At 54.7% G+C, this 12363-nt stretch carries 12 protein-coding genes; 11 read left to right on the top strand and 1 reads right to left on the bottom strand.

What is annotated here, in order from left to right; all coding sequences use genetic code 11:
- Positions 1–16: 16 nt before the first annotated feature.
- The 4 genes from BU251_RS09430 (at position 17) to recJ (ending at position 4179) form a co-directional block, all read left to right on the top strand.
- Positions 17–157, top strand: a complete 141-nt coding sequence (locus tag BU251_RS09430; protein WP_164908889.1) for a DUF5679 domain-containing protein — start codon at positions 17–19, stop codon at positions 155–157.
- A gap of 66 nt (positions 158–223) precedes the next feature.
- Complete coding sequence (gene rsfS, locus BU251_RS05890) at positions 224–571, top strand: ribosome silencing factor (RefSeq protein WP_164908888.1); 348 nt, start codon at positions 224–226, stop codon at positions 569–571.
- The gene (argS, locus tag BU251_RS05885) at positions 531–2225 is read left to right on the top strand and encodes an arginine--tRNA ligase (RefSeq protein WP_128700132.1); all 1695 of its coding nucleotides are present in this window, start codon (positions 531–533) and stop codon (positions 2223–2225) included. The genes rsfS and argS overlap by 41 nt, the downstream gene beginning before the upstream one ends.
- A 262-nt stretch (positions 2226–2487) precedes the next feature.
- Entirely contained in the window at positions 2488–4179 is a 1692-nt protein-coding gene (gene recJ / locus BU251_RS05880; RefSeq protein WP_128700130.1) for a single-stranded-DNA-specific exonuclease RecJ, read from the top strand.
- 144 nt (positions 4180–4323) lie between these two features.
- Here the strand turns inward: recJ and BU251_RS05875 are convergent, their stop codons facing one another.
- A complete protein-coding gene (locus BU251_RS05875; RefSeq protein ID WP_128700128.1) occupies positions 4324–4557 on the bottom strand; it encodes a large ribosomal subunit protein bL28 in 234 nt (77 codons plus the stop codon).
- 261 nt (positions 4558–4818) lie between these two features.
- Between BU251_RS05875 and BU251_RS05870 the strand changes: the two genes are divergently transcribed.
- From BU251_RS05870 to pnp, 7 genes are all read left to right on the top strand, one after another.
- Entirely contained in the window at positions 4819–5154 is a 336-nt protein-coding gene (locus tag BU251_RS05870; RefSeq protein WP_128700126.1) for a peptide chain release factor family protein, read from the top strand.
- A 78-nt stretch (positions 5155–5232) separates the two neighbouring features.
- Positions 5233–5511, top strand: coding sequence for a hypothetical protein (locus tag BU251_RS05865; RefSeq protein WP_128700125.1), 279 nt, complete (start codon positions 5233–5235; stop codon positions 5509–5511).
- Between the two features lie 155 nt (positions 5512–5666).
- Positions 5667–7838: a Tex family protein gene (locus tag BU251_RS05860; protein WP_128700123.1), complete on the top strand. Its 2172-nt coding sequence runs from the start codon at positions 5667–5669 to the stop codon at positions 7836–7838.
- A gap of 86 nt (positions 7839–7924) precedes the next feature.
- Positions 7925–9025: an aminopeptidase gene (locus tag BU251_RS05855; RefSeq protein WP_128700122.1), complete on the top strand. Its 1101-nt coding sequence runs from the start codon at positions 7925–7927 to the stop codon at positions 9023–9025.
- A gap of 39 nt (positions 9026–9064) precedes the next feature.
- Positions 9065–9733: a hypothetical protein gene (locus tag BU251_RS05850; protein ID WP_128700120.1), complete on the top strand. Its 669-nt coding sequence runs from the start codon at positions 9065–9067 to the stop codon at positions 9731–9733.
- Between the two features lie 149 nt (positions 9734–9882).
- Positions 9883–10149, top strand: coding sequence for a 30S ribosomal protein S15 (gene rpsO / locus BU251_RS05845; protein WP_128700118.1), 267 nt, complete (start codon positions 9883–9885; stop codon positions 10147–10149).
- Between the two features lie 8 nt (positions 10150–10157).
- On the top strand, positions 10158–12260 hold the full coding sequence (gene pnp, locus BU251_RS05840; protein ID WP_128700116.1) for a polyribonucleotide nucleotidyltransferase: 2103 nt from the start codon (positions 10158–10160) through the stop codon (positions 12258–12260).
- The last annotated feature ends 103 nt before the right edge of the window (positions 12261–12363 follow it).

Raw genomic sequence — 12363 nt, 5'->3', positions numbered from 1 at the left:
CAACAGGAGGCAGAATATGGAAGGTTATTGCGTCAAATGCAAGTCGAAGAGGGAAATGAAGGATACCAAAGAGCAGACCATGAAGAACGGCCGCAAAGCCATGAAGGGAAAATGCGCCAATTGCGGTACGTCCATGTTTAAGATCCTTGGTAAGTAATATCCTCTAGACCCCGGGTATTTTTCAACAGGAGGGTGTCACATAGAAGCCAGAAAAAAGGCTCTCTTGGCGGCCAGGCTCGCAGAAGAGAGGAAAGCAGAAGACGTCGTTGTGCTTGATATGAGGAAGGTGGCAAACTTCTGCGATTATTTTGTCATCTGCAGCGCCGCTTCGCAACGGCGGGCGGCGGCGATCGCGGAGCTCATCGAAGAGACGTTCGACCAGCACGGCCTGGTGCTGAAATCGGTCGAAGGAAAACGCGAAGGCGTGTGGATACTGTTGGATTATTCCGACATAGTTATCCACATTTTTTTTAAAGACGTCCGTGACTACTACAGCTTAGACAGATTGTGGGCGGACGCGAAGAAAGTAAATGTTCGAGGAAGTCGAAAAACAACTCCTGTCACTCCTTAAAAGAAGCGTCGCAGCCGTCTGTAGCGTTTCTTCCGCCGGACATCAAGTTCCCCAACATATCCTCGATGCTGCAATTTTGGAGATCCCCAAGGAGAAATCCTTCGGGGATCTTTCTTGCAGCATCGCCATGAAGCTCTCGTCTTTCCTGCGCACAAAACCCCAGGCGGTCGCCGCTGCGATCATCGAGGAACTCGAACGCCTGGCCCGCAAGGAGGGCGCGACGCTCATCCATCACACCGAAATCAAGGGCGCCGGCTTCATCAATATCTTCCTGTCGGACCGGGTCTATCAGGACCTTTTGCGTTCGATCAATGAAGAGGAGGAGGGGTTCGGCAGGACGGATGCGGGCGGCAGGGGCCGGCTTCTTCTGGAATTCGTCAGCGCCAATCCTACGGGCGCTCTTTCGATCGCGCATGCGCGTCAGGCCGCGGTAGGCGACGCTCTGGCCAACGTTCTCGGCGCCGTGGGCTACGAGGTGACGCGGGAATACTATCTTAATGACGAAGGCAACCAGATCCGCATCCTCGGCCGTTCCATCTGGCTGCGTTATTGCGAGAAGAAGGGCGAGACGGTCGATTTTCCAGAGGACCATTATCAGGGCGATTATATCGGGGACCTGGCCGCCGAACTCTTCAACGATCCCGCCATGCGCGGCAAGATAGACGGGATGTCCGAGGAAGTCCGGGATTCCTTTTTTATGGAATACGGCACGCAGAAGATCATGGCTGTTATCCGCAAGGAATTGGATGATTTCGGGGTCTCTTTTGACGTCTGGTACAGTCAGAAGGCGCTCGGCGCATCGGGAAAAGTCGAGGAGGCCTTAGAGGAGCTGAAGGCCAAGGGATATATTTATGAGTCCGAGGGGGCCGTCTGGTTTAAATCGACGGCCTTCGGCGACGACAAGGACAGGGTCGTACGCAAATCGGACGGCGCCTATACGTACCTGACGCCGGATATCGCTTATCACAAGGATAAATTTCAAAGAGGGTTCGCGCATCTGGTCAACATCTGGGGGCCGGACCACCACGGTTACATCCCCCGCATGAAGGCGGCGATCCAGGCCCTGGGCCACGACGAAGAGGCCATGGATGTCATCATCGTCCAGCTGGCGACGCTCTTCCGCGGCGGCGTGCCCGTGCCCATGTCGACGCGAAAAGGGCAATATGTGACGTTGACAGAGCTCCTGGAAGAGGTGGGCCGGGATGCCGGCCGCTTCTTCTTTTTGATGCGCAAGACCGACAGCCATCTGGATTTCGACCTGGAGCTGGCGAAGAAACAGACGTCCGAGAACCCCGTTTATTACGTCCAATACGCCCATGCGCGCATCTCGGGTATCTTGAACAGCGCGGACAAAAGACAGGATGCAGGGCTCGACCTGGCGCTCCTGGGCCAGCCCGAAGAAAAAGACCTGATGCGCTCGCTTTTGGAATATCCGTTCTGCCTTTTGGTGTGCGCCAAACAGCTCGACCCTTACAGTCTGACTGTTTATCTGCAGTCCCTGGCTTCGTCTTTCCATCGTTTCTACGACCGTCACAAGGTCCTTTCCGATGATGCGGCGCTGACCGCCGCCCGTCTTTATCTCATCCGGGCGGTCAAGATCGTCTTGGCCTGCGGCCTGAAGATGCTCGGCGTGACAGCCCCCGAGAGGATGTGAAAAACGGCACAGCCGTTTTTCACTCTGCGCGGCCTAAAGCTCCGCCCTTTAGGGCGCAAGAATGTTGTGGCCGCTTAGAGTAACCCGAAACAAGCTCCGGCCCTGGCCTTGCCCGAAGGGCAGGCCGAGGCCGGGGAATATGGGTTGACTCTGAGGCTTACCTGGATCTATTTTGAGGTTGCCGAAGGGTTTTCTTATGAACATGTTCTCGGCGCATCTGTCCTGAGGCCTTCCTTGATTTTGTTCCGGAACTCTTTCAAACATGCAAAAAACATGGAAGATCAAAGAACCCGATATTGCGCTTAAGAACTCTTTAAGCCGCGATTTATCCACGAGCGGGCTTTTTGCCCAGATCCTGATCAACAGGGGATTGACGGACAAGGCCAAGGCGGAGGCCTTTTTGCGTTCCAGCCTTGCCGATCTCCACGATCCTTTCCTGATGAAGGGGATGAAGGAGGCGGCCGGGCGTCTGCGCCGGGCCGTCGAAAAAAAAGAAAAGGTCTTTATTGCGACGGATTTCGACGTCGACGGCGTCACCTCCTGCACGATCCTGGAGAGCGAGCTGCGGCGGCTGGGCGTGAGCGTCGGCCATTATTTGCCTCACAGGGTTCGGGACGGATACGGCCTGAACCCGGAAGCCGTCGAAGAAGCCGGGGCTTTCGGCGCCTCCGTCTTTGTTTCGCTTGACTGCGGTATTACGGCTTTTGCGGAAACAGATGCCTTGAATAAGAAAGGCATTGATGTCATCATCGTCGACCATCATGAGCCCCCTGCTGAAGGCCTGCCTGCCGCCTTGGCGATCGTCAATCCCAAACAGGCAGGATGTCCTTATCCGTTCAGGGACTTGGCGAGCGTGGGCCTTGCGTTTAAGCTGGTGCAGGCTTTGTCGGCCGGAGGCGAGCGTCAGTATCTGGACCTGGCGGCGCTGGGCACGGTCGCCGACGTTGTCCCCCTGCAGGGAGAGAACAGGATCCTTGTTAAGCATGGTTTGGATGCCCTCAACAATACTAAGCGCCATGGGCTGACGTCCCTCATGGAGGCGGCGGGCCTTGATGCGCAGGCCAAAAAGCTTTCGACGCATTCCATCAGTTTTGTGCTGGCGCCGCGGCTCAATGCGAGCGGCCGCATGGATTCGGCGCACGCGTCCCTGGACCTGCTGTTGACGCAGGACAGCCGCGAGGCCCAGCGTTTGGCAGGCACCTTGAACGACCACAACCGTATGCGCCAGAAAACAGAGGAGAAGGTTTTTCAACAGGCGATGGATTTGATCGAACGGGACGTGGATTTCGACAAGGATTTTATCATCGTTCTGTGCCACGAGGACTGGCATCCGGGCGTTTTGGGGATCGTCGCCTCCAAGATCGTCGACCGATTTTATCGTCCCGCCGTGATTATTTCCCTTCAGGATGATATCGGCCGCGGTTCGGCGCGCTCTGTCCATAATTTCCATATCTATGAGGCCCTCGTTCAATGCGCCTCATGCCTCAAGGAATACGGAGGACACAAGTATGCCGCTGGTCTTTCGTTGGCACGGCAGGATATCGGAAAATTCAAAGGTCTCCTGAACGATATTGCCAGGAAATCCCTTGGCCGGGGACGTCTGGCGCCGGTCCTGGAGATCGACGCCCAGATCCCTCTGTCTTTGGTCACAAAAGACCTGATGCGCCAGATCGATTTTTTGAGCCCTTACGGCGAGGGCAATCACAGGCCGATTTTTGCAAGCTTCAATCTTTTGGTCAAGAGCAAACCCATTCTCGTCGGCAAGAACTCGATCAAGTTTTGGGTGAGCGACGGAGAGGTAACTTATGAGGCCATTGGTTTCGGCATGGGGGATTTTCTTGGCCTTGTGAGCGCGTCAAACCGCGTGGATGCGGCGTATAGCCTGGGTTGGGACGAATGGAATCCCCATACACCGCTGCAGATGGAGCTTAAAGACCTCAGGCCTTCGAGTTAGAAAATTCTTTACGCCGTCAGAGGACTCTGTTCTGCAGCGGTGTTGGTTTCTCCGGAAAATGGAATCCTGAGATCCCATGAATAAAAAAATGACCACATTTTCGTGGTCATTTTTTTAAGTCTTTTTTCTTCGGAGTTATGGAACCTATCGCGCCTTTTTTACCTTTCCTGCTTTCAGGCATTTGGCGCACACATAAGCCGAGGTGACGCGGCCCTTGGCGTCAACGATCTTGATCTTGTGGACGTTTGTCTTAAACGCCCTCTTGGAGCGGCCTGTGATCTTGCGGCCTGCGCCGCCTTTGATCCTGGCCATACCGCGCCTGGCCGTGTGCCCGCCGATGACGCTGCGTTTTTCGCAAACTACGCATACTTTTGACATGGCTTCCTCTTGTTGATCCTTCGTGTTCGTAAGACTCTCAAATTATACTGATGGACGCTCCCTTGTCAAGAAAAACTTACCACGAGGATGCACGAGAGTATTCGCGCCGAGGAAAATAGAACGGCCTTCGCCTCCATTGCCTCCGCCAGATCGGAGTGCACAGTAGATAGTAGAGGTAGACAGTAAATTTTGAAATGTTATTTAAGGATGGAGCCTTTCTAACGGGGTTGACTATTGACCGTGGACTGCTAAAATACCCCCATGCGGATACAAATCAGGCGCCAAGATATCGCTTTTGAGGTTTTTAAAAGCTCAGGACCGGGCGGCCAGCATAAGAACAAGCGTTTTACGGCCGTGCGGCTGACGCATATGCCAAGCGGCATCGTCGTTGTGGCCCAGAAGCGGCGGTCTCTGGCCGCCAATAAGGCCTTGGCGCTTGAACAGTTGGTCCATAAATTGGATATCCTCCATCGGCCGGCCAAAGAGAGGGTGGCGACGCATAAGACGCGGGCGGCCAAGGAACGGACGCTGGAGTGGAAGAAAAGACGCGCCCGGAAGAAATCATTGCGTTGCCAGAAGTATGACGAAGAGGGATGAGGGAAGTGTTGCTTTTGGCAGACTTGTCATGCTATCGGAAGCTTTTAACGTGGGATGCACGGCGAAAATGGAGGGCTTATGGTTAAGAAGTTGCTTTACGTCGTTTTAGGTTTTATGGCGGGCGTCTTATTTACCGTCGCCGGTGTCGGCGAATTGAGGGCCCAGTATAGTTTTGACTCTGATTCCAATTATGCCGAGAGTGTCATGAAACCGTCCTTGCCGGCCAGATACGGCAAACTCGTTGCTGTTTCCGATATGAATCTGTACTTCGCCGCTGAGGACGGGACCGTGACCATCGTTCGGCCGAAGACCAACGGGCAGTTGGATACGACCGTCACTGTGATCAAGCGCTTTTAATCGAGACGCAGAAATCCCCAGCTTTCAAGCCGGGGATGAATGCGGCGAAGATTATCCCGCCGGAAGTTTGCGAAGCAAACTGGCGGGATCATGCAGGAAAGAAACCCCGGGCTTCAGCCCGGGGAGTAGGTTCATTATCTGAATGGAAGATCTGTATGTTGGACATCCCCCGCATCCTTGAGAAAGAGTTTAAGCTCACGACGGAGCACACGCGGAACATCCTGAAGCTGTTTCATGAAAAGGCGACAGTCCCATTCATCGCCCGTTACCGCAAAGACCAGACCGGAAATTGCGATGAGGTGGTCTTGCGTGCATTCGCCGAGAGATTCAGCTATCTGGTAGCCCTGGAGGAGCGCAAAGGTACCGTCTTAAAGACGATCGCCGAACTGAATAAGCTGACGCCGGAGCTTAAGGAAAAGATCGAACAGTGCCTGTCTTCGGTCGAGCTCGAAGACCTGTATCTGCCGTTCAAGCCCAAGAGGCGCACGCGAGCGACCGTGGCGCGGGAAAAGGGTCTGCAGGCGCTGGCGGACGAGATCAGGATGCTCACAGATCCGGAGGCCGACCTCCCGGCGATGGCCGTCAGATATATTTGCGCCGAAAAAGGCGTTTTGAATGCCGAAGAGGCCCTTGCCGGCGCCTCGGACATTATCGCCGAGGAAGTCAGCGAGAGGCCTGAGCACCGGGATTTTGTCCGGAAGTTCTTTTCTGAGAACGGACGCTTTCATTCACGGCCGCGCGTGGGTTTCGAAGGCAAGAAGACAAAGTTCGAGATGTATTATAATTTCGAGGCGTCCGTCAAATCCATCTCGTCTCATAACTTGCTTGCGATCATGCGCGGGGAGACGGAGGAGGTTTTGGCGATGCAGCTGGTTGTTGACAAGACGCCCATTCTCAATGAGCTATGGAATAAAGAAGTCCGGCTTCCGCCGGGGGCTGTCGCCGATTTTCTCAAAAATGCCTGCGATGACGCCTATGAGCGGTTGATGCGTGCGTCACTGTCTGCCGATGTGCGCGTCGCCTGCAAAGAGGCGGCGGATGACGTGGCTATTCATATTTTTGAGAAGAACCTGCGGGAATTACTTTTAAGCCCTCCGGCGGGCATGAGGCCTGTCTTGGCCGTCGATCCCGGTTTTGTCACAGGTTGCAAGGTGGCTGCGCTCGACAAAACGGGTAAGTTCAAGGAGTATCAGACGATCTTCCCCAATGCTCCGCAGCACGAAAAAGAGAAAGCTGGCCGCACAGTCGTTGAGATGTGCCAGAAACATGACATTGAGCTTATTGCCGTCGGCAACGGCACCGCGGGCCGTGAGACCGAGGCATTTGTCCGCGAGGCCCTCGAGGCGCACAAGGGGGATCTCAAACCTGTTCCTGTCTGCGTCGTTGTCAATGAATCCGGGGCTTCCGTCTATTCCGCCAGCCCCGTGGCTGCCGAGGAGTTTCCCGAGCAGGATGTGACGGTGCGCGGCGCCATCAGCATCGGCCGCCGCCTCCAAGACCCGTTGGCCGAACTCGTCAAGATCGACCCAAAATCCATCGGCGTCGGGCAGTACCAGCATGACGTGGACCAGAAAAAGCTTAAACAAAAGCTTGAGGATGTTGTTGAAAGTTGCGTCAATTACGTCGGCGTGGAGCTGAATTTGGCGTCCAAGGAGCTTTTGTCGCGCGTATCGGGCATCAATGCCCGCGCCGCGCGCGATATTGTGGCTTACCGGCAGGCCCGTGGGAGCTTCAAGTCCCGGCAGGAGCTGATGCAGGTCAGTAACTTTGGAGAGAAGACTTTTGAGCAGGCCGCTGGGTTCTTGCGGATCCGCGGGGCGCAAAATCCTCTGGATACGACGGCGATCCATCCGGAGAGTTATCTTATCGTCGAGAAGATGTGCGCCGATCTGAAGATGACGGTGGATGATTGCATCCGTCACCCGGAACGTCTCTCCGGGCTGAGGGTCTCGGATTATACCGGCGGGATGGCCGGCGATATCACGGTCAAGGATATCATCGCCGAGTTGAAAAAGCCCGCGCGCGATCCGCGCGCGACTTTTGTCTACGCGACATTTAAGGACGCCGTGCGTGAGATCAAAGATTTGAAGACAGGTATGAAGCTGGAGGGTGTGGTCACGAACGTCACCCGTTTTGGCGCTTTTGTCGATATCGGCGTCCATCAGGACGGCCTCGTGCATATCTCGCAGCTTAGCGACCGTTACGTGCGCGAGCCTTCCGATATCGTTCATGTCGGCCAGGTCGTGCGCGTGACCGTCCTGGAGACGGACCCCGAGCTTAAACGCATCAGCTTGTCCATGAAGACCAAGCCCGAATTAAAAAAGTGAACCGGCTGACCATAAAAAGTTTCTTGAGTTGATGGAGTTTGTTGAGTTCATATGTTCACGTTTTGTTTCCATCTTATGGAGGCATCATGAAAGATCCTAGAGTGGATAAACTGGCGGATATCCTCGTGGATTATTCCGCCGCGGTCAAGAAAGGCGACATCGTCATCATCGATTTCTCGGGGGTCAGGGCCCTGCCTTTGGTCGAGGCCGTCTATGAGAAATGCCTGCGCAGGGGGGCCCGTTATGTCGAGTATCATTTTTCGACGGAAGAACTGACGCGTATTTTCTACGAGACGGCCGGCGAGGCGCAGTTGTCTTATTTTCCGAAACACCGCCTGGACGCCATGAAGAAGGCAAACGCCTATATCGGCATCAGCGCGACGGAGAACACGCAGAGCTATGCGGCCCTGGAGATGGCCAAGATGGTCCGCCGCCAGCAGGTTATGCGTCCTATTTCCGACCGGCGCGTAGACCATACGCGCTGGGTCGTGACGCGCTACCCGACGGCGGGGCTGGCCCAGGATGCGCGCATGAGCTTGCCGGCTTTCGAGGATTTGTATTTTATGGCCTGTAATATCGACTGGCCGGATTTTGCCAAAAAGATCACACGGCTCTGGCATATGGTCCGGCGGGCCCGCGAGGTCAGGATCATCTCTTCGGACACGGATCTGAGGTTTTCCAAGAAGGGTATCCCGGCCGTCAAGAGCGAAGGCCTGAGGAATATGCCCGACGGCGAAGTGTTCACCGCTCCTGTCAAGGATTCGATCGAGGGCTATATCACTTATAATGTCCCCAGCCTCTATCACGGCAAGGAGTTTGACGGCGTCAGGTTTGAGTTTAAGAAAGGCAGGATCGTGGATGCTTCGTGCCGTTTCGGCTCGCAAAAGGAACTGGAGAAGATCCTGGATGCCGATGCCGGCGCCCGCTATATCGGGGAGTTTTCCTTCGGCCTCAACAAGAACATCAAGGCCCCCATGAAGAATATCCTTTTTGACGAAAAAATCTGCGGCTCGATCCACCTGACACCGGGTCATGCCTACAAAGATGCGGACAATGGCAACCGTTCCAGCGTGCACTGGGACCTCGTGAAGATGCTCAGGGGCGACGGCGAGGTGTATCTGGACGGCAGGCTCATTCAGAAAGACGGCAGGTTTGTCGCCGGGGAATTGAAAGGATTAAATCCATAGATCGGCGGTTTGCGCCTGTCTCAAGATAGAGAGGTTGCCATGTCGGACTTAAAAAGCAAATCTATCATGAATTTAGAGCAGAAGATGAAGGGGCTGGAGCCTGGTTCGTTGCGTTACCAGGTCCTGGAAGCCGCCAAGAACTTCAAATCTTCGTGGATAGGCCTCGGTCAGATCCTTTATACGGTTTACAAGGATAAGATGTATAAGGAATGGGGGTGCATGAGTTTTGAGGCATACTGTAAGGGTGAGATCGGTATCCATCAGCAAACCGCTTCCAAGCTGCTCCATTCCTATTATTTCCTTGAGAAGAACGAGCCTGAATTCCTCAAAGACGTCCAGTCCCAGGAGACCCCGGATCCCCGCAATATCCCGGCATTCGATGCGGTCAATGTTCTTCGCCTGGCCGCCAAGCAAAAGGAGCTGACAGAAGAGGACTACCAGGAATTCAAAAAAAGCGTTTTTGAGGACGGAAAGGAAGGCAAGGAGGTCAAGAAGCAGATGGGTCTGAGGCTGCGTTCCATCCGCGAGGAAGAGGACCCCCAGAAGGCGCAGGCCGAACGCCGGGTCAGGACCTTGAAGCGCCTGATGGCGACTGTCAGGACGCTGCAGAAAGAGGCGGTTTACGGCCACCTGGTATCGGACAAGACGGCCAAAGAGATCGAGAAGCTGATCGGTTTTCTTGACCAGGAGATCGGGATAGAGGCATAGCATTGCTTAGTCAGGAAAACTCCTTGACTTACAGGGGACTCGAATGTATACTGGGAACCTGTTAAATTCAACCTACATAAATAAGCCTATGGAAAAATAGGCAAAACAGCCTGCCAAAGGAGCGGGCTAGCGCAGGAGGAAAGGACCGGATGTTAGAGAGCACGAAGAAGAAGGAAATCATCGGCAATTATAAGGTTCATGAGAAGGATACGGGTTCTGCATTCGTGCAGATCGCCCTTTTGACTGAACGGATCAATGAGCTTTCCAAGCACTTTGAAATCCACAAGAAAGATCATCACTCCCGCCAGGGCCTGCTGAAGATGGTCAGCACGCGCCGCCGCCTGCTCTCATACCTTAAAAAACACGACACCAAAAAGTATGAAGAGCTCCTTTCAAAGCTGGGACTGCGTAAATAATCATGACTATGAATCCAAAAATCGAAAAAGTGGAAGCCCCATTTGGGGACAAGAATTTGATTTTATCGACGGGAAAACTGGCCAAGCAGGCTGACGGCGCCGTGACCGTGCAGATGGGCGATTCGGTGGTCCTCGTGACGGCCTGTGTGTCCAAGGACATCAGGGAAGGGATCGATTTTTTTCCTTTGACCGTCGAATACCAGGAAAAGACTTATGCCGCAGGCAGGATCCCCGGAGGGTTCTTCAAGCGCGAAGGCCGTCCATCGGAGAGCGAGATCCTGATCTCGCGCCTCATCGACAGGCCGGTCCGTCCCTTATTTCCATGCGGTTTCAGGAATGACGTCCAGGTGATCGCTCTGGTCCTTTCCAGCGACGCAGAGAATGATCCCGACGTCCTGGCTGTTATCGGCGCCTCCGCGGCCCTGGGGATCTCGCAGATTCCTTTTGAAGGGCCGATTGGCGCCGTCCGTATCGGACGCGTGGATGGTAAGCTGGTCGTTAATCCGACGTATGCCCAGCGCGAAGCGAGCGACTTGGACTTGGTCGTTGTGGGCAACCGTAAAAAAGTCATCATGATCGAAGGAGAGGCCAAGGGGCTGGAAGAAGCGGTGGTGTATGAAGCCTTGAAATTCGGCCACGAGCAGCTTCAGGTTTCCATTAAGATCCAGGAGGATTTGATTAAGGCGTGCGGCCGGGAAAAGATGAGCTATGAAGACCGCGCCGTCAGCCCGGAGCTCGTCAAGAGCATCAAAGCCGCTTATATGAATCGCGTGAAAGAGAATTGCAAGATCGCTCAGAAAGAAGCGCGTATGGAAGCGGTCCAGATGCTTTATAAAGATGTGACGGAACGTTTTTGCGTTGAGAAAGAGGGGGAAGACCAGATCAGCGAGAAGGATATTAAGGCAGCCCTGGATGAGATAGAAAGCGAAGAGATCCGTAAGCTTGCGCTGGAAGAGAATCGCCGCGTAGACGGCCGCAAATTCGACGAGGTCCGTGCCATCAGTTGTGAGGTCGGTAATTTGCCGCGGACGCACGGTTCGGGATTGTTTACCCGTGGACAGACACAAAGCCTGGCGGTGACCACTCTGGGCACGCGTGCGGATGAACAACTCATCGAAGCCCTGGAAGGCAAGAGCTATAAGAAGTTTATGCTCCATTATAATTTTCCTCCGTTTTCTGTCGGCGAAGTCAAGCCTGTCAGGGGGGCCGGCCGGCGTGAAATCGGCCACGGCGCCCTGGCGGAAAAGTCCTTGAAGGCGGTCATGCCGACGCCGGAAGAATTCCCTTACACCGTGCGCGTCGTTTCCGAGATCCTGGAGTCCAATGGGTCTTCGAGCATGGCGACGGTCTGTGCATCGTCTTTGTCTTTGATGGATGCGGGCGTGCCGATCAAAGAACCTGTCGCAGGGATCGCTATGGGGCTGGTGCAAGAGGATTCCAAGCATCTCCTTTTGACGGATATCGCCGGCCTGGAAGATCATCACGGGGACATGGATTTCAAGATCGCCGGTACCCGCAAGGGGATCACGGCGATCCAGCTGGACCTGAAGATCAGCGGCATTGATTTTGATATCATCCGCGAAGTGCTGGAGCGTTCCAGAACCGCACGTCATTTTATCCTTGATAAGATGACGGCCGTCCTGGAGGCGCCGCGCAAGGAGCTTTCGGAATACGCGCCGCGGATCATCCACCTGAAGATCAATCAGGAGCGGATCGGCGATTTGATCGGGCCGGGCGGCAAGAATATCCGCAAGATCATCGAGCTGACGGGCGTCGCCATCGACGTCGAGGATGACGGTTCGGTCCTCGTGGCATCGACGGACAGCGCCGCATCCCAGAGGGCCGTCGACATGATCAAGGGCCTCACCGAAGACGCCGAGATCGGCAAGATCTACAGGGGCAAGGTCAAGCGCATCATGAATTTCGGGGCGTTTGTCGAGATCCTGCCCAACAAGGAAGGGCTTTGCCACGTCAAGGAACTCGACGATAAATACGTCAAGAACGTCGAGGATGTCGTCAAGATCGGCGACGAGATCGATGTGAAGGTCATCAGTATCGATGAGCTCGGCCGCATCAATCTGAGCAAAAAACAGGCCAAGTCCGAAAAATAAACTCTAAGTCCTAAATCCCTGCCTACCGGCTTGCCTCGCAGCGAAGCCGCGGGCAGACAGACTAAACTCTACCCGCAAGGGGTGGGCCTCCGCATACCTCTTT

The organism is Candidatus Velamenicoccus archaeovorus (assembly GCF_004102945.1).
GTDB classification, from domain to species: Bacteria; Omnitrophota; Gorgyraeia; order Velamenicoccales; family Velamenicoccaceae; genus Velamenicoccus; species Velamenicoccus archaeovorus.
Note: the sequence above shows the minus strand (reverse complement) of the source record. Positions and strands in the feature narration are given on the sequence as shown.